A 22,292-nucleotide genomic window follows, 5' to 3' on the forward strand; every position below is an offset into this window, starting at 1 on the left:
CGATCGGCCAATGCCGGCCGACCTCACGATCCTTCCTGTTCGCCAAGCGCCCGGCGCCGAACGGCCATTTGGCCGTTCGGCACACGTCACCGCGCGCGCCCCTTCCATCTCCGCAACAGCAACGCGTTGGTCACGACGCTGACGCTCGAAAACGCCATCGCCGCGCCTGCGATCACCGGGTTCAGCAAGCCGAGCGCCGCGAGCGGCACGCCGACCAGGTTGTAGACGAACGCCCAGAACAGGTTCTGCTGGATCTTCCGGTACGTGCGTCGGGAGATGTCGATCGCGTCGGCGACGAGCGCCGGGTCGCCGCGCATCAGCGTGATGCCGGCCGTATGCATCGCGACGTCGGTGCCGGTCGCCATCGCGATACCGACGTCGGCCGCTGCGAGCGCGGGGGCATCGTTGATCCCGTCGCCGACCATCGCGACGATCCCGCCGTGCGTGCGCTTCAGCTCGGCGACGACACGCGCCTTGTCGTCGGGCAGCACCTGCGCATGCACCTCGCCGATCCCGAGCGACGCCGCGACGGCGGCCGCGCTGCCGCGGTTGTCGCCCGTCACGAGTACGCTCGCGACGCCGCGCGCCGACAGCGCCGCGATCGCGTCGCGGGCGCCCGGCTTCACGGTGTCGCCGAAAGCGATCAGCGCGAGCAACGCGCGCGGCGCGTCGGCGCGCATCAGCCACGAGATCGTGTTGCCCGCGCGCTCGAGCTCCGCCGCGCGTGCGTCGAGCGCGGGCGCCGCCGCGATGCCGAGCTCGTCGCGCCAGCGCGTGCTGCCGAGCGCGAGCAACTGTCCGCCGACGCGCGCTTCCACGCCGCGTCCGGCCACCGCACGGGCATCGGCGGCGACGGGCGACGGTACCGCACCGCCGCGTGCGGCCAGGTCGGCATCGTGCGCGGCGACCACGGCGCGCGCGAGCGGATGGTCGCTCTGGCGCTGCACCGCCGCCGCGAGCGCGAGCGCTTCGTCATGCGGCACGTCGACCGCTTCGAACGCGGTCACGGATGGCTTGCCTTCGGTCAGCGTGCCGGTCTTGTCGAACGCGATCACGGTCGTGCGCTGCGCGAGTTCGAGCGCCTGCGCATCCTTGATCAGCACGCCGTGCCGGGCCGCGACGCCCGTGCCGGCCATGATCGCGGCGGGCGTCGCGAGGCCGAGCGCGCACGGGCACGCGATGACGAGCACCGCGACCGCGTTGAGGATCGCGGTTTCGGTGCCGGCGCCGGCGATCAGCCAGCCGACCAGCGTCAGCAAGGCAATGCCGAGGATCGCCGGCACGAACACCTCGCTCACGCGATCGACGAGCCGCTGGATCGGCGCCTTCTCGGCCTGCGCGGATTCGACGAGGCGGATGATGCGTGCGAGCGTCGTCTCCGCGCCGATCGCGGTGGTTTCGACGACGAGCGCGCCTTCGCCGTTGATCGAGCCGGCCGTGACGGCGTCGCCGTCGTCCTTCGGCACGGGCAGGCTTTCGCCGGTGATCAGCGATTCGTCGATGTGCGAGCGGCCCGACACGATCCGGCCGTCGACCGGCACGCGCTCGCCGGGACGGATGCTGACGTGGGTGCCGACGCGTACCTGCGCCAGCGGCACGTCGCGCTCGACGCCGTACTCGACGACGCGCGCGCGGTCGGGACGCAGCGCGTTCAGCGCGCGGATCGCGTCGGTGGTCTGGCGCTTCGCGCGCGACTCGAGCCACTTGCCGAAGCGCACCAGCGTGACGATGACGGCCGACGCCTCGAAATACAGGTGGCCGGGATGCAGGGGGGCGCGCAGCAGCATCCACAGGCTCAGCCCGTACGCGGCCGACGTGCCGAGCGCGACGAGCAGGTCCATGTTGCCGGTGCGCGCCTTCACCGCATGCCAGGCCGCACGATAGAAGCGCGCGCCGTAGCCGAACTGGACGATCGACGCGAGCATGAGCTGGAGCCAGCCGGGCAGCATCAGGTCGATGCCGAACGGCGCGACGAGCATCGGTGCGACAAGGGGCGCGCTCAGCACGGCGGACCAGATCACGAGATCGCGTTCGCGAATCGCTTCGAGGTGCTTGCGGGTGTCCGGGTCTTGCGCGGGGCCGGCCGGTTGCGCGTCAGCCCCGGCGGTGGCGCCGGCTGATGATGCGGCGGAGAGCGACGCGCGGTAGCCGGCCGTGGTGACGGCCGCGATCAGCGTGGCGGCGTCGAGCGCGCCGGCGCCGTGCACCGACGCACGCTCGGTTGCGAGGTTGACGGAAGCGCGCGCGACGCCCGGCACGGCGGCCAGCGCCTTTTCGACGCGGCCGGCGCAGGATGCGCAGGTCATTCCGCCGATGTCGAGTTCGAGATCGGCGGAGGCGGTGGAGGCTGCCGGCGGGATCGCGGCGCCGGCCACCGGCGTCGCGCCATAGCCGGCTTGTTTCACGGCTTCGGCGAGTTGTACGGCGGTCACATCGGGCGCGGCGTCGACGGTAGCCCGTTCGGTCGCGAGATTGACCGACGCGCGCGTGACGCCCGGCACCTTCGCCAGCGCCTTTTCGACACGCGATACGCAGGACGCGCACGTCATCCCGTCGATCTCGAGTTCGATGCTGGCGGGCGCGGCAGGCGACGAAGGCGCGAACGCGGCGACGCCGGCCTCCGTTACCGTCGGCGTCGCGCCGTAGCCGGCCTGCTTCACGGTGTCCACCAGCTGCGCGGCGGAAACGTTCGCCGCGGCATCGACGGTGGCGCGCTCGGTCGCGAGATTGACCGACGCGCGCGTGACACCCGGCACCTTCGCCAGCGCTTTTTCGACGCGCGACACGCACGATGCACAGGTCATCCCGTCGATCTCGAGTTCGATGGTGGTGCTGTCGGCCGGAAGCGGGTGGCGGGTCGTGGAAGCGGCTGCGGCCAGCGGTGCGGGCGATGCTTCGACAGGATGGGCATGCGGCGTCGTGGCGTCTTCGAGCAGCGGGTCGCGCACGGCGGCGCGGTAGCCGGCTGCGTCGACCGCCTCGACGAGTTGTGTGGCTCCTACCGTTTCCTGCGCAGTCACCGTCGCCGTGTGCGTGTCGAGGTCAACTGCCGCGTCGACGACGCCCGGCACCGCGGCCAGCGCCTGTTGCACGCGGCCCGTACAGCCGCCGCAATGCATGCCGTCAATGCTCAGCTCGGTCGTATGCAGCGCTGCGGAGGCAAGTGATTCAGTCATGTCGGATTCCCTGAATGCGCGGCTCATGCCGCCAATGATCCCAGTATCAACATTCCCATGATGGTAAGGTCAAGCGGTGCGTGATGCATGCGATGCAAGGCGGGCGGATCGGCTCAAGGCCATCCTTGTTCACAGGGTGCCACGGCCCGGAAAAAGCGAACGCCCGGCTTCCGCGAGAAAAGCCGGGCGTCACGGGCTTGCACGCGATCGCGTGGCTACGCGCAGAGCTTGGCGCTGGCGAGACGGTTCAGGCTGACGCCTTGTTCGGCGGCCTGGATCACCAGCGCGCGGTGAGCCTGCGGCGGGATGCGGACCTTGAATTCACCGCTATAGGTTCGGTCGGCGATCGGTTCGGGCACCTTTTCGCCGTTCGCGGTCATGTCGCGCACGACATCGGCAACGAGCCGGCGGATGCCGGCGAGCGCGCCTTCCGGCGTCGCGGCGAGCCACGAAAGTGACGGGAACTCCGCGCACAGGCCGACGTGCTCCCCGTCCTCCGGGGACCACGTTACGCGGTACGTAAAGTGGTCTTGAGTCATGATTTCTGTTCCTTCAGTCGGTCGATCGCGTCGAGAACCTGCCGCACCTGATAGGCCTTGGCTTTCCCGCGATCGTTCTGGATATTCACTCGAGGATCGCCTTGCCACGGTGTCTTGAAAATGGCGTGGCTCGAACCGGATTGGCGGGCCTGGCCGAAGTGTGCCTCGCAGACCTTGAACAGATCGCCGAATCGCACATTCGCGGGCTCGCGCCTCATTTGTTCGAGGATCTTCCAATCGCTTGCCATGCTGAATGGTGTCAATAGTGACACCATCTGTCAATCCAGATGGCAACTCAATCGCTACTGGGACCGATCCGAAGTCGGCCGACATCGCTTCGATGTCGCCCCAATTTATCTGAAGATCCGGCGAAACATTTGGGACCGGTCAGCCCGCGAATACGCGCCACCCGCTAATCGGCATATTGGGGGATGCCCTGAGGCGCTATGATACCGGCCTGACATCAGCGCCCACCGTTACGAACCGTAGCGAGACGGTTGTCCGGGCAGGCTGGGGTGCCTTGCTTTCGCCATTCGCAAGTCGAACAAGGCGTTGACTGAAAAGAACGATATTCGGCCAGTAATCGATGATTGAAAACCAGCAGGAATCAGTTTCTCTGCGGCGCGCGTGCGCGTCGCTCGCCATCATGGCGTTGCTAGCGGGGTGCGCGTCGCAACCGGACGCAATCCAGCGGAAAACCGGCTGGATGCGCGCGGAAGTCGCCGACTCCTATGTCTACGCGTATCCGCTCGTGCTGATGGACGTCGCGAAGGAAGCGGCGACGGGCGGCGACGGCGCGCAACCGGGGCAGGCGCCGCTCAACACGCTGCGCCATGCGCAGGCGCTGCCGCCCGTCGGCGCGGTCAATCCGCCGCTGCCGGGCGTCGACACGCTCGACTCGACCGGCTGGCTCGACGTCGCGACCGAACCCGTGATCGTCACGTTGCCCGATACGCGCGGCCGCTACTGGGATGCGCGCGCACTCGACATGTGGACGAACGTGCTGTGGTCGTCGTCGAGCGTGGCCGCACGCGGGGCACGCGGCGGCGCGCGATCGCAAACGATTGCCTTCGCCGCGAAGGACTGGCAGGGCACGCTGCCGAAGGGCGCGGTCCGGATCGACGTGCCGTCGGCCAATGCGTGGCTCGAAGTCCGGCTGCAGACGAGCGGCGGGCGCGACCTGACGAACGTGAAGAAACTGCAGCGCGCGATCCGCGTGGTGCCGCTGTCCGTCTACACGGGCGCGGCGCGCGGCGCGTCGGTCGCGGTGCATGCGGGCAGCGCGCCGTCCGAAGCGGTGGGCGGCGGCACGCCGGCCGAGCAGGTGGCCGCACTCGATCCGAAGGCGTTCTTCACGCGCTTCGCGCAGGCGCTGCAGGACAACCCGGCGCCGGCCGACGATGCGCACGCACAGGAACTGCTCGGCGACATCGGCGTGTCGGCCGGCTACCCGGTGCTGTGGACGGGCGACCGCCTCGCGGCCGCGACGGCCGGCGTCGCCGAGGCGCGCGCGCGGCTCTCGACCCCGCCGTCGAACCTGCTGAACGCGAACGGCTGGAGCTGGATCGGCGATACGGCCGGCAAGTACGGCCAGGACTACACGCTGCGCGCGTACGCGGCCTACACGCAGTTCGGCACCGCGACGCGCGACGACGAAACGCTCGCGGTCGTCCGCGTCGACAGCGACGGGCATCCGCTGAACGGCGCGAACCGCTACGTGCTGCATTTCGCGCCGGGCGCGCTGCCGCCGGTGCGCGCGTTCTGGACGCTGACACCCTATTCGACCAACGGCGCGCTGCCCGACGTCGGGTCGGCACGTCGCTCGCTCGGCGATCGCGACCGGTTGCGCCGCAACCACGACGGCTCGATCGACATCGTCGTGTCGGCGTCGCCGGGCGGCACGCATGCGGCCAACTGGCTGCCGGCGCCGCGCGCCGATTTCGCACTCGCATTGCGCCTGTACGCGCCGAAGCCGCAGGCGAGCGACGGGTCGTGGATGCCGCCCGTCATCGTCCGGAAATGAACGGATGACCGGCGGCGTTGTCCGACCGGCGGGCGCGACGGCGCCCGAACCCCGTACCGTCACCTCCTGAGCCTATACTTTCGGGATAGCGTGCGCGGCCGCCCGGTTCTCCGGCGCGGCCCGGCATTCCATCCCGAGGCATTCAAGCATGGCAAGCGCAGACAAAGAAACCGTACCCTCGACCCTCCATGCCCTCGGTGGCGTTACACGCTCGCGCCGGGCCCGGCGCATCGGCATCGGCCTGCTGATCTTCATCGTTTTATTCGGACTGCTCGGGTTCTTCGCGGCGCCGCCGCTGATCCGCCATATCGCCGAACAGCAGTTGAGCAAGCAGCTCGACCGGCCCGCCACGATCCAGCGCATCGCGCTGAACCCCTACACGCTGAACCTCGAAGCCGACGGCATCCATCTCGGCGACAAAGGCGGCCAGGGCGACTTCATCGACATCGCGAAGCTCGTCGTGCGGCCGTCGTGGTCGTCGCTGTTTCGCGGCGCGCCGATCGTCAATGAAGTGCGCCTCGACTCGCCGCGTTTTCATATCGTCCGCTACGACGCGCAGCGCTTCAACTTCACCGACCTGATCGAGAAGTTCTCGACGCCGTCGCCGAAAACCGAAAGCAAGCCGACACAGTTCTCGGTGTCGAACATTCAGGTCAACAACGGCCGGATCGATTTCGACGACCGCCTGCTGAACGAAAAGCACGTCGTCGACAACTGGACGCTCGGCATTCCGTACATCGCGACGCTGGCCTCGAAGACCGACATCTTCGTCGAGCCGAAGCTGCGCGCGCGCTTCGACGGCAGCCCGATCGCAATCGACGGCAAGACCAAGCCGTTCGCGCAGTCGCGCGAATCGGAGATCGCGCTGAAATTCGACGGCCTCGACGTGCCGAAGCTGATCTCGTACGTGCCGGCGAAGCTGCCGGTGGCCGTGACGAGCGGCCTCTTGAGCAGCGACCTCGCGGTCAATTTCGTGATGAGCGGCGAGACGCCCGCGCTGCGCGTGTCGGGCACCGTTGACCTGAAGGACGCGAAGGTGACGGACCATGCGTCCGCGCCGCTGTTCGCCGCGCGCGGCGTGCACGTCGCGGCGGCCAGCCTCGAGCCGCTGCGCAATGCGATGCATTTCGACGAGATCCGGATCGACCAGCCGGTGGTCGACCTGGCGCGCGACAAGCAGGGCGTGCTGAACGTCGAGAAGCTCGCCGCGCAGCCGGCAGCCGCCTCGAAGGCCGCCGAAGGCAAGCCGGCGGCGTCGGGCGCAACCGGGGCTTCCGCCGCGGTCGCAGCCACCGCCAGCGGCGCGAAGGTCGAAGCTGCAACGAAGGAGGCGCCGCCGCTCGACCTGACGATCCGCCATTTCGCGATCGACGGCGGCACGGTCAACGTCGACGACCGCGTGCCGGCGACGCCGACCGCGCTGTCGCTCACGAAGCTCGCCGCGACGCTCGACGGCTTCACGATGCAGGGCAAGACGCCCGCGAAATACACGCTGTCGACGTCGCTGTCGCGCGGCGGCGACGTGACGGCCGCAGGCTCGTTCAATCTCGCGGAGAAGCAGGTCGAGAGCAAGCTGACGGTCGCCGCGCTCGCGCTGCCGGCGCTGCAGCCGTACCTCGGCGAGGCGACGCGGGCGCGCGTGCTCGACGGCACGCTCGGCGCGACCGTCAACGCGAAGGCCGACTGGGGCAAGACGCCGCTCGCCGCACAGGTTGCCGGCAGCACGGTCAGCCTGAAGTCGCTGAAGATCGCGACGCCCGATGCGAAGGCGCCCGCGATCGTGCTGCCCGACGCGAGCGCGAAGATCGCGAAGGTCGACGTGGCCACGCGCATCGCGGAGATCGCCAGCGTCGACGTCAGCGGGCTCGCGCTCGACGTGCAGCGCCTGAAGGACGGCAAGATCGACCTCGCGTCGCTGGCCGAACCCGCGCAGGCTGCGGTGCCGAAGCGCACGGTCGCGCGCAAGGCCGAGGCCGCCGCGCCGTCGTGGCATTACCGGATCGACGCGCTGAACGTGAAGGATTCTGCCGCGAACTTCACCGACCTGTCGACGCCGCGCCCGGTGAAGCTGGCGATCAAGCCGCTGGACCTGTCGGTGCAGAAGATCAGCGACGACCTGACCAAGCCGCTGCCCGTGCAACTGAAGGCGACGCTGAACCGCAAGGGTTCGTTGAACGTGACGGGCGACGTGACCGCGCAGCCGCTGAAGCTCGGCCTGAAGGTCAACGGCAACCGTCTCGACGCGGCCGCGTTCGAGCCGTATTTCGGCAGCGCGCTGAACGCGACGATCGCCAGTGCGCTGCTCAACGCGCAGGGCAACCTGACGTTCGCGCAGGTAAAGGGCGCGCCGCGCGCGACCTATCGCGGCGATGTCGCGCTGGTCGACGTGCGGATGCTCGACAAGGCGACCTCCGACCCGTTCGCGGGCTGGCGCTCGCTCGCACTGACGAACCTGAAGGCGAACTACGACGAGAAGGGCACCGACGTCGATGCCGCGCGCGTGACGTTCTCGAACTTCTACGGCCGCGTGCTGCTCGACGCGCAGGGGCGTTTGAACCTGAAGGACGTGGTCGCGAAGGAAACGGGCCCCGCGCAGTCGCTCACGCGTGACGCGAGCAAGGGCGAGCCGGTGCCGCTGTCGCCGGGCATGACGCCGCCGGCCGCCGCGCAGGCCGCGTCGGCTGCGGCCGCGCAGCAGGCGTCCGTGCCGGCCGCCGCCTCGGCGACGGTGGTCGTGAAGGCCGCGCCGCCGCCGCAGAACCCGGTGCGCATGCATTTCGGCGAGTTGCTGCTGCAGAACGGCCGCGTGACGTACACCGACAACTTCATCAAGCCGAACTACACGGCGAACCTCGTCGCGATCAAGGGCACGGTCGGCGCGTTCGGCACGGATTCGACGACGTCCGCGCCGGTCGACGTCGCCGCGAACCTCGCGGGCAACGGGCCGATCTCGATCAAGGGTTCGGTGAACCCGCTGACCGAGAAGCCGGCGCTCGACCTCACCGCGACCGCGCACGACATCGAGCTGACCAACCTGACGCCGTACTCGGCGAAGTACGCGGGCTACCCGATCACGAAGGGCAAGCTCAACGTCGACCTGCATTACGAACTGGCGAACGACCAGCTGAAGGCGAACAACCACATCTTCATCGATCAGCTCACGTTCGGCGACCATGTGGAGAACGACACGGCGACCCGGCTGCCGGTGAAGCTCGCGATCTCGCTGCTGAAGAACACGCGCGGCCAGATCGACGTGAACCTGCCGGTGTCGGGCTCGCTGTCGAATCCGGAGTTCAGCGTCGGCGGGCTGATCTGGCGCGCGGTGCTGAACCTGATCGCGAAGGCCGTCACGTCGCCGTTCTCGCTGCTCGCGCATGCGTTCGGCGGCGGCGGCGAGGATCTCGGCTACGTCGAATTCGCGCCGGGCTCGTATCAGCTCGACGACGCGCAGCAGAAGAAGCTCGACACCGTCGTGAAGATGCTGACCGAGAAGCCGTCGATCCGCCTCGACCTGATCGGCCGCGTCGATCCGGCGAAGGACACGTCGGGGCTCGGCGACGCGTACGTCGATCGGCTCGTGCGCCAGCAGAAGCTGAGAGACGTGGTCGGGCAGGGCGAGAGCATCGACCCGATGTCGGTGAAGGTCGAGCCGGCCGAGTACAGCAAGTACCTGACGCGCGCGTACAAGGCCGCCGACTTCAAGAAGCCGCGCAACGTGATCGGCCTGCAGAAGACGCTGCCCGACGCCGACATGAAGAAGGCGCTCGCCGACCATGCGCCGGCCGACGACAACGCGCTGCGTGCGCTCGCGCAGCAGCGCGCGCAGGCCGTGCGTCAATACCTCGACGGGAAGATCGATTCGAGCCGCGTGTTCGTCGTCGCGCCGAAGCTCGATGCGAAGGGCATCGAGGACAAGGGCGCCACCACCCGCGTCGACTTCGGCCTGCAGTAAGCGAGCCATCCGCCGCCGCGTCCGTTCATCCGTTCGGGCGCGGCGGCGCGTTTTTTTCAGCGCGCGGCGATCGCCGGTTCCTCGCGCTTGCCCAACTCCTTCTTGGCAGCCAGCGGCAGGCGCGCGTCGTCCCACTGCGCCAGCCATTCGACTTCCTTCGCGGTGAACACCTGTCCGTAGTTGCGCAACGCGTACTGCAACGCGTCGACGACGTGGTGGCGAATGATTTCGGGGGTGCGTGCATCGTCCAGCACGAACCGGAGGGCTTCCAGGGTCGACATACTCGTGCTCCGGGTCAGGGAAAACCCTTTATCACACACCAATAGTCGTGCGCCAAGCCGGAAAAAAAATCGTGCGGCCGATGACGTTGCCGGCGGTTTGACCGATGCACCGGTGTAGTGCCGGCAGGTGAGCGCGCCCCGTCGCAATGTGCGCCAGGCCACCTTGCTTTGCGACCGATTCGTGTCACTTGCGATTGGTTACGTTTGATAGAAAACAGAAAGCCCCGCTTCATGCGAGCGACCCACGACGCGCCCATATTCTTGCGCGCCTGATGGCAAGTCACGCAGTTCAACGTCAATCGAAGAGGTGGGGTGATCATGTCTTTCCTTGGTAAGCAGCGGAAGGTGGTGGCGATGGTGGCAGGCGCGCTGGCGCTCGCCGGTGCGGGTGCGCACGCCGCGCAGCAGGACGGCGACAGTCAGGGCGAGGATCGCGGCCACGCGAGCCGCGTCGTGAAGCACGTGCTGCTGATCAGCGTCGACGGCCTGCACGAGCAGGATCTCGCGCGCTGCATCGGCGCGAACACGTGCCCGAACATCGCGGTGCTCGCGAAAAGCGGCGTGACGTACACGAATGCCTATACGCCGGGCCTGTCGGATTCGTTCCCGGGCCTCGCCGCGCTCGTGACGGGCGGCTCGCCGAAGACGGCCGGCCTGTTCTACGACGTGTCGTACGATCGCAACCTGTACGCGCCGGGCGACACGAGCTGCTCGGGCAAGCAGGGCTGGAACGTCGTGTTCGACGAGACGACCGGCATCGATGCCCAGAACGGCGGCGCGCTCGTCCACCTCGACGGCGGCGGCGCGTTCAACCCGCAGGCGATCCCGAACGCGAAGGTCAACGGCAAGTGCGTGCCGGTCTATCCGCACAACTACGTGAAGACCAACACCGTGTTCGAGGCCGTGAAGGCCGGCATCCCGAACGCGACCACCGCATGGGCCGACAAGCACGCGTGGGGCTACGACTGGCTGAACGGGCCGTCGGGCACCGGCGTCGACGACCTGATGCGCACCGAGATCAACTCGATCGACCCGGTGACGAAGACGGACTACACCGACGTCTATTCGCATACCGCGCAGTTCGACAACCTGCACGTGCAGGCGCTGATCAACCAGATCAACGGCCGTGACTCGACGGGCACGAAGAGCGCGCCGGTGCCGACGCTGTTCGGCGGCAACTTCCAGACGCTCAGCGTCGCGCAGAAGGCGCCGGTCGCGAAGGGCGGCGGCTATCTCGATGCGAACTTCACGCCGAACGGCCAGGTCGCGAACGCGATCACGTACGTCGACAACTCGATCGGCCATATCGTCGCGGCGCTGAAGCAGGCGAACCTGTATGCGTCGACGGCCGTGATCGTCACGGCGAAGCATGGCCAGTCGCCGACCGATCGCACGAAGCTCGTGAAGAACGGCGACACGCTGACGAAGCTGCTCGAAGCGAACAACTACGTCGACCCGAACGGCAACTTCGGCCAGAACAACACGAAGACGGGCAACCTGAACGACGGCTCCGGCCTGGTCGACACGGGTTTCGTGCAGACCGACGACGTCGGCCTGATCTGGCTGCGCGACCGCAACCAGCGCACGGCCGTGGTGCAGACGCTGAAGGCGAACCTGGGCTGCAACGCGCCGGGGATCTGCGCGGACGGCCCGCAGGCGTACGTGCTGTACGGCGCGGCGCTTGCTGACCGCTTCGGCGATCCGGCCAACGGCCGCACGCCGGACATCATCGTCCAGCCGAATCCGGGCGTGATCTACACGTCGAGCACGAAGAAGGACGAGGAGCACGGCGGCAACGCGCCGGACGACAGCCACCTCGGCCTGCTCGTGTCGTACCCGGGCCTGCATCGCGCACGCACGGTGACCGACACGGTCGGCACGAAACAGGTCGCGCCGACGATCCTCGGGCTGCTCGGCGCGAACCCGCGCCTGCTGCATGCGGTGGTGGCCGAGAATACCGGCGTGCTGCCGGGGCTGGGCATCGATCGGCACTGACGACGGTTTCCGGACACCGCTGCCCGGCGGTGTCCGGTACGGCGGGGCGCGCGGTCGAGCGCGTCTCGCCGCATGACGCATGCGGGCCGGCTTACGCCGGCGCGCATTCGTCCAGCATCCATGCCCTGAAGTGCCGCAACGCTTCGCTCGTCTCGAGGCGCTCCGGCGCGTAGCACAGGTAGTGCCCCTGCGCGTCGACCTCGACGGGCGCGTCGAACGGTTCGACGAGCGTGCCGGCCGCGAGATTGTCCGCGATCAGGAAACGCGGCACGAGCGCGAGCCCGAGGCCCGCCTGCGCGCCCTGGATCAGCACCGAATACTGTTCGAAGCGCGGCCCGGCGAGCGCGTTCATCTGCGTGGCGCGATGGCGTTCCGCCCACGCGGACCACGCGATTTCGGCCTGCTCGTGCACGAGGCGCGGCGCCGTGACGGCGTCGGCGGGCGTGCGCAACGCGTGCCGCTCGCCGAATTCGCGCGTACAGACCGGCACGAAGGTTCGCCCGTCCAGGTAATCGCTTCGCACGCCTTCCCATGCTCCGTCGCCGTAGCGGATCGCCGCGTCGAGCCCGAACGGAAAGATGTCGCCGTGCGCGAGATGGCGGCGAAAGCTCAGCGTGACGCCCGGCGCGACGGCCAGGAAACGCGAGAGCCGCGGCACGAGCCACTTGGTCGTAAACGTCGGCACGCTGGCGATCGTCAGCAGGTCGCCGTTTTCGCGCGCGCTCAGCAGTTCGATCGACGCGTTGCCGATCTCGCGCAGCGGGCCGGCGACGCGTGCGTGGTACACCTGCCCGGCACGCGTGAGCACGAGGCTGCGCCCCTCGCGCACGAACAGCTTCACACCGAACAGCGCCTCGAGATTCGCGATCTGCCGGCTGACCGCGCTGGGCGTCAGGCCCAGTTCGCGGGCCGCGTACGAGAAGTTCAGATACTTCGCAGAACAGGTGAATGCATGCAGTTCCGAGACGTTCGGATACAGGTGCTTCATCGCGACTATTCCTTCGGCGCACAGATCGATGCGGGCTTTGTACGTTTTTTTCATGACGATGCCATGTCGGATCCGCACACTTCGGCCATCCAGAAAACGCGTGACAGCCCCGCCCGGCGGGCGTTGCGTGGTGTCTTCGTCTCTTGTCCGCGAGTGTTTTCATGCCTGCGTCTACCGCCCCGGCCCTGGCCGATGGTGTTCCGATTTCGCGTAACAGGCCGGTGCGCCCGAGTGCCGGACGCTTCTTGCTGCACGCGCTCGTCGCGGTGTTCGGGCTCTACCTGTTGCTGCCGATCGTGCTGCTGCTGATCGGCTCGGTCGGCCAGTCGTGGACGAATACGCTGCTGCCGACCGGCTTCACCTGGCACTGGTTCGCCGATCTCGCCGGAAATCGCAGTTTCACCCGCGCATTCGGCGTGAGCCTGACGGTGGCGCTGGCGTGTTGCGCGCTCAACGCGGTGATCGGCCTGCCGCTCGCATATGCGCTGCATCACCGTGCGCAGGCCGGGCGCGGCATGGCGACCCGCCTCGTGATGCTGATGCCGGTGGCCGTGCCCGCGCTGACGCTCGGCTTCGGCTATATCGCGATCTTCAGCGGCGACACGCTGCCCTGGCTCGGCACGCTGCCGCTGATGATCGGGGCCCACGCGGTGCTGACGCTGCCGTACCTGCTGCAGACGCTGCTCAGCGATCTGCGCCACCTCGGGCTCGCACGCCTCGAGGCCTGCGCGGCGACGCTCGGTGCGACGCCGCTGCGCCAGTTCGTCACGATCGTGTTGCCGAACCTGCGGCACAGCCTGTTCTCGGGGCTCGTGATGGTGGCCGCGCTGTCGATCGGCGAATTCCAGATCTCGAACCTGATCGCCGGCTTTCGCTATCGCAACTATCCGATCGTGCTGCTGCAGGCGTTCTACGGCGCGTCGGGGATGGCGTGCGCGGCGACCGTCGTGCTGCTCGTCCTCGCCGTGCTCGCGACGCTCGTATCGGTCGGCACCGTGCAACGTATGAAGTGAGTCCGTCATGAGTCTCGAGTTCGAACACGTCAGTTTCCAGTATCCCGGCGCGCGACACGGCGTCGACGACGTCACGCTGTCCGCCGCGCAAGGCGAACTGCTCGCGGTGATGGGGCGCAGCGGCTCCGGCAAGTCCACGCTGCTGCGGCTCGCGGCCGGCCTGCTCGACGGCGGCAGCGGCCGCATCGTGATCGGCGGTGCCGACATGGCCGGCGTGCCGGTATGGCGGCGCGAGGTCGGCATGGTGTTCCAGCACTACGCGCTGTTTCCGAACCTGTCGGTGGCCGACAACGTCGCGTACGGGCTGAAAATGCGCGGCGTCGCGGCGCATGCGCGGCGGCAGCGTGCGCGCGACATGCTCGAGCGCGTCGGCCTGGCGGCGCATGCGGAGCGCGGCATCGCGATGCTGTCCGGCGGCCAGCAGCAGCGCGTCGCGCTGGCGCGTGCGCTCGTGATCGAGCCGAAGCTGCTGCTGCTCGACGAGCCGCTGGCCGCGCTCGACGCCGGCATCCGCCATCAGCTGCGCGACGAGATTCGCGCGCTGCAGCGCGCGTGCGGCGCGACGACGCTGCTCGTCACGCACGACCAGGACGAGGCGCTGAGCATGGCCGACCGCGTCGCGATCGTCGACGGCGGGCGCGTGCTGCAGGTGGGCACGCCGCGCGACCTGTACGAGCGGCCCGCGTCCGCGCAGGTCGCGCGCTTCGTCGGCCATTCGACGCTGCTGCGCGGCCGCGTGACCGCGCACGATACGGTCGACGTGCGGTTCGCGACGCTGCGCGTCGAGACCGGCGGGCACCGGCCGGGCGCCGAGGTCGAGGTGCTGGTGCGGCCCGAGCACGTGGAGGCCGATCCGCCGGCGCACGGCGTGAACCGCATCGACGGCGCGCCGGGCGACGTGCGCTACTTCGGCGCGACGCAACGCTACGACTTCATTCCCGCCGGCTCGGCCGACCCGCTGCTGTGCGAAGGCCGCGTGCCGGCCACCCGGCGGATCGCGATCGACCCGCGCCATCTGCTCGTGCTGCCGGCCGCGCCGGACGCGCAATGACCCCTTTCATTCAACGGAGATCCCCGATGCCTGCAGGCCACCCTCTTGTGAAGACCCTACGCGCCGGCGTGCTGGCGCTCTGCGCGTTCGCGGCGCTGGCCGCCGCGCCGGCGCACGCCGCGCCGCTGTATCCGGGCGAGGACGCGCTGTATGCGAAGGCCGCCGACGAAGGGCTCGTCGTGTCATTCGACACGGGCCCCGAATGGGCGAACTGGAAGGCGCTGTTCGCCGAGTTCCGCAAGCGCTATCCGAAGGTCGAGATCACCTACAACGACATCGGCTCGGCCGCGACCGTGGTGTCGCTGGACAAGTCGCGCCGCCGTCCGCAGGCCGATACCGCGTACTACTTCGCCGCGTCGGCGCTCGACGCCGAAAGCAAGGATGTCGTCGCGCCGTTCAAGCCGGTCAACTTCGACAAGCTGCCGGACGTGTTTCGCTCGGCGGACGGCCGCTGGTTCGCGGTGCACTCGCTGAACATCGCGTTCCTCGTCAACCGCAAGCTCGTGAAGAACGTGCCGCAGCGCTGGTCCGACCTGCTGAAGCCGGAGTATCGCAACGCGGTCGTCTATCTCGACCCGCGTTCGACCGGGCAAGGGCAGGTCGCCGTGTTCGCGGCAGCCTATGCGAACGGCGGCAGCGTCGAGAACCCGAAGCCCGGCGCGGAATTCCTTGGCAAGCTGAAGCGCGCGGGCAACGTGCTGCGTGTCGAAGGCACGACGCCTTATGCGAAGTTCGTGAAGGGCGAGATTCCGATCCTGATCGGCTACGAGAACGACGGCCTGAAGGCGAAGTACGTCGACGGCATGGGCGACGCGGCCGACGTCGTGATTCCGCAGGACGGCAGCGTATCGGCGCCGTATGCGATGAGCCTCGTGAAGAACGGCCCGAACCCGTCCGCCGCGCAGCTGTGGCTCAACCTGGTGATGAGCGACGTCGGGCAGGGGCTGTTCGCGCAGGGCTTCGTGCGGCCGGCCGTGCCCGGCACGCCGGTCGCGCCGGATGTCGCGGCGAAGCTGCCGAAGGCGCCGCAGGTGCGTCCGCTCGACGTGGCGAAGGCGGCCGCACGCAAGACCGAGATCGACCAGCTCTGGTCGCAGGCGACGCTCGGCCAGTAAGGGGCACACGATGCAGACCTCCCTGGCGGAACGCGGCGCGCTGCGCCGCTTCGGCGCGGTGCCGGCGGCGGTATTGCTGGCGGTGTGCTTCGCGCTGCCGCTCGCCGCGCTCGTCGGCTCGGCCTTCACGGACGGCGGCCGCGCGTTCGGCGCGGTGCTGCGCGATCCGCTCGTCGCCGATGCGATCGCACGATCGCTGGCGCTGGCGGTGGGCGCCGGCACGCTGTCGGTCGGCGTCGGCGTGCCGGTCGCATTCGCGCTGGCGGGGCAGTCGCCCGCCCGCCGCCATTGGACGCTCGCGCTGCTCGGCGTGCCGCTCGCGTTCTCCGGGCTCGTGATCGCGTACGGCTTCATCCTCGCGTTCGGCCGTGCCGGCTTCGTCACCACGCTCGCGGCGTCGCTGGGCGCGGACCCGACCGTGCTCGGCGGCGCGATCTACACGATGCCGGGGCTGGCGGTCGCGTATGCGTATTACCTGATCCCGCGGGTCGCGCTGATGATCTACCCGGCGCTCGCGAATCTCGACCGGCGGCCGCTCGAGGCGGCACTGACGCTCGGCGCGCGGCCGTGGCGTGCGTGGCTCGACGTCGCGTGGCGCGAACTGTGGCCGTCGGTCGCGTCCGCGTGGTGCCTCGTCACGGCGATCGCGCTCGGCACCTACGGCACGGCGCTCGCGCTGGCCGGCACGCAGATCAACATCCTGCCGCTGCTGATGTATCTGAAGCTGTCGGACGGGCAAACCGATTTCTCGCAGGCGGCCGTGCTGTCGATCGTGCTGACGGCGATCTGCACCTGCGTTCTTGCATTGGGGGAAGGCCTTGTACGGCAACGACGTCATGGATGAGTGGTCGGAAGCGGCGTGCGACGCGCTGGCGCAACTCGCGCAGCGGCAGCGCGGCGCGCGGGGGCACCGCATGCCGGTCGGCGTGATCGGTCCGCGCGAGGCGACCGACGAGCAGATGCGGGTCGCGCAGCGGATCGCGCATGCGCTCGCGGCGGCGGGTGTCGCCATCGTCGGCGGCGGCAAGCAGGGCGTGATGGAGGCGGCCGCGCGCGGCGTGCATGCGGCCGGCGGGTGCGCGATCGGGCTGCTGCCGGAAGACGATGCGACGCTCGCGAATCCCTACCTGAGCGTCGCGCTGCCGACCGGGCTCGGCATCACGCGCAACGCACTGGTCGCGCGTGCGTCGCTGTGCCTGATCGCAGTCGGCGGCGGGCTCGGCACGCTGTCCGAGATCGCGCTCGGGTTGCAGTGGGGCAAGCCGGTGTTCGCGATTTGCGACGCGCCGCGCGTGGCGGGCGCCGAATGCTTCGACGAAGCGGATCCGCTCGTGGCGCGGGTCGCGCGGTGGCTGGCTGATTCGGCGTAGGTCGTGTGGCGCGCGTGCCGATCGCCGGCTGCGCCGGCGGGGCGAATGCCGGTTCGAACTTGAAATGAGGCGCGCGGCCCGTCATATTGTCTGCGCCTGAACTTTCAACGACGCCCCCGGAGGATTCCCGATGCGCCTTTTGCTTGCCCTGCTGTTGCCGTGGTTCCAGTTCTTCACGATCGGCCGCCCGATCGCCGGGATCATCTGCCTGATCCTGCAAATTACGATCATCGGCTGGCTGCCCGCCGCGATCTGGTCGGTGTATGCATTGAGCCAGTACAAGACCGACCGCAAGATCGAAGCGGCGTTGGGCGAGCGGCGGTAGGCTGCCGTCGAGCGCGCGAAGTAGCTGTTTCGGCAGGGATCTACATGGATTGCCGGCCTCCATGGACGCGATTCGTATGGATTTCTGCCGAAATGACACTGTTCCTGGTGAACAGGCAGACGCCACACCATGGATCAACTTCGCCATGCCGGAATGGACGCTCGGCGTCGTGCGGCGCGCGCCGCGACAGCGATTCCCGGCGTCGTGGCAACGGCGCATCCGTCGATCGACAGAGGCGCGAGGCGTCAGGAGGGAAGGAATGCCGGTCGGTCGACCGGCTTATTTCACCGCAAACAGCGTCAGGTTCATGAAGATCTTGAACGCATAGCCGAGCGTGACGGCGCCGATCACGCCGCCCGCCCACAGGACGACGAACCACATCCAGCCGCGCATGCGCGGCTTCGGCGCAGCGGGCTGGCGATCGGCGGAATCAGTGGTGGTAGTAATGCTGGTCTTCATGGCGCACCTTGCCTCGGAATACCCAGTAACCCATCGTCGTGTAGGCGATGATGATCGGGAGGATAACCGCTGCGCCGACCAGCGTGAAGGTCTGGCTCGAACGCGGCGCCGCGGCTTCCCAGATCGTCATCGTCTGGGGAATCGCATACGGGAACAGCGTGACGAGCAGGCCGACGTAGCCGAGCAGCACGAGCGCCAGCGCGAGCACGAACGGGGTCATGTCGTGCCGGGCGCGCACCGCGCGGCGCATCCATACCGCGCAGCCGGCGACCAGGAACGGCACCGGCAGCAGGCGCCAGAACAGCCCCGAGTCGAACCAGCGCTGCGCGATGGCCGGATCCTGCAGCGGCGTCCACAGGCTGACGACCGCGATGAAGCCGAGCAGCACGACCGTCAGCGGCCACACGACGCGATGCAGGCGCCGCTGCAGGTCGCCTTCCGTCTTCGCGACGAGCCAGCAGCAGCCGAGCAGCGCATAGGTCACGATCAGGCCGAGGCCGGTCAGCAGGCTGAACGGCGTGAGCCAGTCGAACGCATCGCCCGCGAATACGCCATCCTTCACGTTGATGCCTTGCAGGAACGCGCCGAGCGCGATCCCCTGGAAGAACGTCGCGCCGGCCGAGCCGCCGATGAACGCGAGATCCCACAGCTGCTTCGTGCGCCGCGCCTTCGCGCGGATCTCGAACGACACGCCGCGGAAGATCAGGCACACCAGCATGAAGATCAGCGGCAGGTACAGCGCCGACAGCACGGTCGAATAGACGACCGGAAACACCGCGAACAGCCCGGCGCCGCCGAGCACGAGCCACGTCTCGTTGCCGTCCCACACGGGTGCGACGGTGTTCATCATCAGGTCGCGTTCCTTCTCGTCCGGGAAGAACGGGAAGACGATGCCGATGCCGAGGTCGAAGCCGTCGAGCACGACGTACATGAAGAGCCCCAATGCGATGATCGCGGCCCAGATTACGGTGACGTCCATAGGTTTTCTCGTATGCGAAAAAGGGTGGGCTCAGACGGTCTCGAGCGGCTCGTCGACGGCCGACATCGGGCGGCGCGCGGTGTGGTCGGGGCGCGTGTCCGGGGTGTCGTCGTGCTTCACGTCGGGCAGCGCGGGGCCGGCCTTCATCAGCTTCAGCATGTAGTACACGCCGGTGCCGAACACGAGGAAGTACACGATCACGAACGTCATCATCGACAGGCTGACCTGCTGCACCGACAGCGGCGATACCGCATGCGCGGTGCGCATCACGCCATACACGACCCACGGCTGGCGGCCTGCTTCGGTCGTCACCCAGCCCGCGAGCAGCGACACGAAGCCGGTCGGGCCCATCACGAGCGCGAAGCGCTGGAACCACTTCGATTCATACAGGCGGCCGCGGCGGCGCAGGAACCACGCGAGCGCGGCGAGGCCGATCATCGCGAAGCCGAGGCCGACCATGATCCGGAAGCTCCAGAACACGACCGTCGAATTCGGGCGGTCTTCCGGCGGGAATTCCTTCAGGCCGCGGATCTCGCCGTCCCAGCTGTGCGTGAGGATCAGGCTGCCGAGGTGCGGCACCTTCACCGCGTAGCGGGTCGTTTCCGCCTGCATGTCAGGGATGCCGAACAGGTTGAGCGGCGTGCCGCCCTTCTCGGTTTCCCACAGCCCTTCGATCGCGGCGATCTTCGCCGGCTGGTGCTTCAGCGTGTTGATGCCGTGCTGGTCGCCGATCACGGCCTGCAGCGGCGCGAGCACCAGCAGCAGCCACAGCGCCATCGAGAACATCTTCTTCACGCCCTTGTCGCGGCGGCCCTTCAGCAGGTGCCACGCGCCGGTCGCGGCCACCACGAGCGCGGCGACGATGAATGCGGCGATCGCCATGTGGAACAGGCGGTACGGGAACGACGGGTTGAAGATGATCGCGAACCAGTCGGTCGGCACGACGCGGCCGTCGACGATCTCGAAGCCCTGCGGCGTCTGCATCCAGCTGTTCGACGCGAGAATCCAGAACGTCGAGATCAGCGTGCCGATCGCGACCATCAGCGTCGCGCCGAAGTGCGCGCGCGGGCTCACGCGATTCCAGCCGAACAGCATGATGCCGAGGAAGCCGGCCTCGAGGAAGAACGCGGTCATGACCTCGTACATCAGCAGCGGGCCGGTGACGGCGCCGGCGAAGCTCGAGAAGCCCGACCAGTTCGTGCCGAACTGGTAGCTCATCACGACGCCGGAGACGACGCCCATCCCGAACGCGACCGCGAAGATCTTCGACCAGAACAGGCAGAGGGTTTTGTAGTACTGCTTGCCGGTTTTCAGCCAGCGATATTCGAGCACGGCGATGAAGCTGGCGAGGCCGATGCTCAGCGCCGGAAAGACGATGTGAAAGGAGACGGTGAACGCGAATTGCAGGCGGGCCAGATCGAGGGCCGAAAGAGCGGTGTCCATACCAGTTGACCGAGGCTGACGATACCCGCCGGCGGGTGCCGGCGGACCCCGGCGGACGGGCGTCGGGGTTGGCTGGAGTATGGGCCGCGATGTTGCACCGCGAAATGCGCCAACTCGTCGCAGATGTCCAGCCCGTCGCGCGCATTTCCAGGGTAAATCGTTGATTCGTATCAAGAAGGCTGCTTGCGACGCGCGCGGCCGCGGCGTGGCGGTCTGACGCACGTGCGGCAATATGGCGCGTCGCGTCATCGGAACGGTTCGGCGCGGACGCAAACGCCGCGTGACACCGCGCGTCACGGCGCCCGCGCGGCCGAACCGTTTCAGTGCGTTATCGCGTAACGCAAGCGGTCGTGCCGGCGGGCCGCGGCCGTTGGGGTCTGTCACATGGGTAACGCCGCGCAACCTTCGATACGCACACGCTGCATGAATTGCGTACACTCTGAGTCTCGTTTCGGCAGGGCCGGGCGCATCGGTTCCGGTCCGCGTTTACCCAGGACTCAGCGATGATCGATTTACGCAGCGATACCGTGACACGTCCGAGCCAGGCAATGCTGGCCGCGATGACTGCCGCCGAAACCGGCGACGACGTATGGGGTGACGACCCGACCGTGCTGCGCCTGCAGGCGGTGACGGCAGAGCGGGCCGGCAAGGAAGCCGGCCTGTTCTTCCCGAGCGGCACGCAGAGCAACCTGGCCGCGCTGATGGCCCATTGCGAGCGCGGCGACGAGTACATCGTCGGCCAGCTCGCGCACACCTACAAGTACGAAGGCGGCGGCGCGGCCGTGCTCGGCAGCATCCAGCCGCAGCCGATCGAGAACGCACCGGACGGCACGCTGCCGCTCGCGAAGATCGCCGCGGCGATCAAGCCGCTCGACAACCACTTCGCCCGCACACGCCTGCTCGCGCTCGAAAACACGATCGGCGGCCAGGTGCTGCCGGAAGGCTATGTGCAGGAAGCCACCACGTTCGCGCGCAGCCGCGGGTTGTCGCTGCACCTCGACGGCGCACGCGTGTGCAACGCGGCCGTTGCGTCGGGGCGTTCGATCGCCGAGCTTTCCGCGCCGTTCGACAGCGTGTCGATCTGCTTCTCGAAAGGGCTCGGCGCACCGGTCGGCTCGGTGCTGGTCGGCAACCGTGCGCTGATCGAGCGCGCGCAGCGCTGGCGCAAGGTGCTCGGCGGCGGGATGCGGCAGTCGGGCATTCTCGCGGCCGCCTGCCTGTATGCGCTCGACCACAATGTCGAGCGGCTCGCGGACGATCACGCGAATGCCGCGCATCTCGCCGAAGGCCTCGCACGCATCGACACCGTGAAGGTGCTGTCGCACGCGACGAACATGGTGTTCGCGCAATTCCCCGAAGCCGATTGCGCGCCGCTCGAGGCGTGGCTCAAGGAACGCGGGATCCTCACGCAGATGCTGTACGCGTCGCGTTTCGTCACGCACTGCGACGTGTCGCGTGCGGACATCGATACGTTCATCGATGCGGTCGGTGCGTATTTCGCGCAACGCCGCGCGTAAGGTGGAATGCGCCGGCCGGCGGGGACGCCGGCCCGATGTGGCGCGAAGCAGGGGGCGGAGAGGCGA

At 68.4% G+C, this 22,292-nt stretch carries 18 protein-coding genes; 10 read left to right on the forward strand and 8 right to left on the reverse strand.

Annotated elements, in window-relative coordinates; genetic code table 11:
* Positions 1-86 precede the first annotated feature (86 nt).
* The 3 genes from CFB45_RS31350 to CFB45_RS31360 all read right to left on the reverse strand — a co-directional run bounded on the left by CFB45_RS31350 (position 87) and on the right by CFB45_RS31360 (position 3,990).
* Entirely contained in the window at positions 87-3,176 is a 3,090-nt protein-coding gene (locus tag CFB45_RS31350; RefSeq protein WP_089428873.1) for a heavy metal translocating P-type ATPase, read from the reverse strand.
* Between the two features lie 215 nt (positions 3,177-3,391).
* Positions 3,392-3,715: a type II toxin-antitoxin system HicB family antitoxin gene (locus tag CFB45_RS31355; RefSeq protein WP_089428874.1), complete on the reverse strand. Its 324-nt coding sequence runs from the start codon at positions 3,713-3,715 to the stop codon at positions 3,392-3,394.
* Positions 3,712-3,990 carry a toxin HicA gene (locus tag CFB45_RS31360; RefSeq protein WP_206124945.1) on the reverse strand — a complete coding sequence of 93 codons (279 nt, stop codon included), beginning with the start codon at positions 3,988-3,990 and terminating at the stop codon, positions 3,712-3,714. Before CFB45_RS31360 ends, CFB45_RS31355 begins: the two co-directional genes overlap by 4 nt.
* Before the next feature lie 311 nt (positions 3,991-4,301).
* On the opposite strand from CFB45_RS31360, the gene CFB45_RS31365 reads away from it, so the two are divergent.
* Together CFB45_RS31365 and CFB45_RS31370 are read left to right on the forward strand one after the other, a co-directional pair.
* Positions 4,302-5,738, forward strand: a complete 1,437-nt coding sequence (locus CFB45_RS31365) for a DUF1254 domain-containing protein (protein WP_089428876.1) — start codon at positions 4,302-4,304, stop codon at positions 5,736-5,738.
* A 148-nt stretch (positions 5,739-5,886) separates the two neighbouring features.
* Complete coding sequence (locus tag CFB45_RS31370; protein WP_089428877.1) at positions 5,887-9,690, forward strand: DUF748 domain-containing protein; 3,804 nt, start codon at positions 5,887-5,889, stop codon at positions 9,688-9,690.
* A 56-nt stretch (positions 9,691-9,746) separates the two neighbouring features.
* Here CFB45_RS31370 and CFB45_RS31375 read toward each other — a convergent pair whose 3' ends face one another.
* Positions 9,747-9,971 (reverse strand): hypothetical protein, encoded by a 225-nt coding sequence (locus tag CFB45_RS31375; RefSeq protein WP_027790361.1) that lies wholly within the window; start codon positions 9,969-9,971, stop codon positions 9,747-9,749.
* Positions 9,972-10,289: 318 nt separating this feature from the next.
* Between CFB45_RS31375 and CFB45_RS31385 the strand changes: the two genes are divergently transcribed.
* On the forward strand, positions 10,290-11,966 hold the full coding sequence (locus CFB45_RS31385) for an alkaline phosphatase family protein (RefSeq protein WP_373558424.1): 1,677 nt from the start codon (positions 10,290-10,292) through the stop codon (positions 11,964-11,966).
* Positions 11,967-12,057: 91 nt separating this feature from the next.
* Here CFB45_RS31385 and CFB45_RS31390 read toward each other — a convergent pair whose 3' ends face one another.
* The gene (locus CFB45_RS31390) at positions 12,058-12,954 is read right to left on the reverse strand and encodes a LysR substrate-binding domain-containing protein (RefSeq protein ID WP_089428879.1); all 897 of its coding nucleotides are present in this window, start codon (positions 12,952-12,954) and stop codon (positions 12,058-12,060) included.
* A gap of 161 nt (positions 12,955-13,115) precedes the next feature.
* Between CFB45_RS31390 and CFB45_RS31395 the strand changes: the two genes are divergently transcribed.
* The 6 genes from CFB45_RS31395 to CFB45_RS31420 all read left to right on the forward strand — a co-directional run bounded on the left by CFB45_RS31395 (position 13,116) and on the right by CFB45_RS31420 (position 17,828).
* Positions 13,116-13,967: an ABC transporter permease gene (locus tag CFB45_RS31395; RefSeq protein WP_089428880.1), complete on the forward strand. Its 852-nt coding sequence runs from the start codon at positions 13,116-13,118 to the stop codon at positions 13,965-13,967.
* Between the two features lie 7 nt (positions 13,968-13,974).
* A complete protein-coding gene (locus tag CFB45_RS31400) occupies positions 13,975-15,018 on the forward strand; it encodes an ABC transporter ATP-binding protein (protein ID WP_089428881.1) in 1,044 nt (347 codons plus the stop codon).
* A gap of 26 nt (positions 15,019-15,044) precedes the next feature.
* A complete protein-coding gene (locus tag CFB45_RS31405; protein WP_089428882.1) occupies positions 15,045-16,133 on the forward strand; it encodes an extracellular solute-binding protein in 1,089 nt (362 codons plus the stop codon).
* A 10-nt stretch (positions 16,134-16,143) separates the two neighbouring features.
* The gene (locus tag CFB45_RS31410) at positions 16,144-16,977 is read left to right on the forward strand and encodes an ABC transporter permease (protein WP_089428883.1); all 834 of its coding nucleotides are present in this window, start codon (positions 16,144-16,146) and stop codon (positions 16,975-16,977) included.
* Complete coding sequence (locus CFB45_RS31415; protein ID WP_089428884.1) at positions 16,970-17,503, forward strand: TIGR00725 family protein; 534 nt, start codon at positions 16,970-16,972, stop codon at positions 17,501-17,503. Before CFB45_RS31410 ends, CFB45_RS31415 begins: the two co-directional genes overlap by 8 nt.
* Positions 17,504-17,633: 130 nt before the next feature.
* Positions 17,634-17,828, forward strand: a complete 195-nt coding sequence (locus CFB45_RS31420; protein ID WP_060317401.1) for a YqaE/Pmp3 family membrane protein — start codon at positions 17,634-17,636, stop codon at positions 17,826-17,828.
* A 279-nt stretch (positions 17,829-18,107) separates the two neighbouring features.
* Here the strand turns inward: CFB45_RS31420 and CFB45_RS31425 are convergent, their stop codons facing one another.
* The 3 genes from CFB45_RS31425 to CFB45_RS31435 are packed head-to-tail and all read right to left on the reverse strand — an operon-like array spanning position 18,108 to position 20,709.
* Positions 18,108-18,287: a hypothetical protein gene (locus CFB45_RS31425; RefSeq protein ID WP_089428885.1), complete on the reverse strand. Its 180-nt coding sequence runs from the start codon at positions 18,285-18,287 to the stop codon at positions 18,108-18,110.
* Positions 18,259-19,266: a cytochrome d ubiquinol oxidase subunit II gene (gene cydB, locus CFB45_RS31430; RefSeq protein WP_039364378.1), complete on the reverse strand. Its 1,008-nt coding sequence runs from the start codon at positions 19,264-19,266 to the stop codon at positions 18,259-18,261. The genes CFB45_RS31425 and cydB overlap by 29 nt, the downstream gene beginning before the upstream one ends.
* A 30-nt stretch (positions 19,267-19,296) precedes the next feature.
* On the reverse strand, positions 19,297-20,709 hold the full coding sequence (locus tag CFB45_RS31435; RefSeq protein WP_089428886.1) for a cytochrome ubiquinol oxidase subunit I: 1,413 nt from the start codon (positions 20,707-20,709) through the stop codon (positions 19,297-19,299).
* Between the two features lie 503 nt (positions 20,710-21,212).
* Between CFB45_RS31435 and ltaE the strand changes: the two genes are divergently transcribed.
* Entirely contained in the window at positions 21,213-22,226 is a 1,014-nt protein-coding gene (ltaE, locus tag CFB45_RS31440) for a low-specificity L-threonine aldolase (protein WP_089428887.1), read from the forward strand.
* Positions 22,227-22,292 lie beyond the last annotated feature (66 nt).

This window comes from Burkholderia sp. HI2500 (genome assembly GCF_002223055.1).
Classification (GTDB): Bacteria; Pseudomonadota; Gammaproteobacteria; order Burkholderiales; family Burkholderiaceae; genus Burkholderia.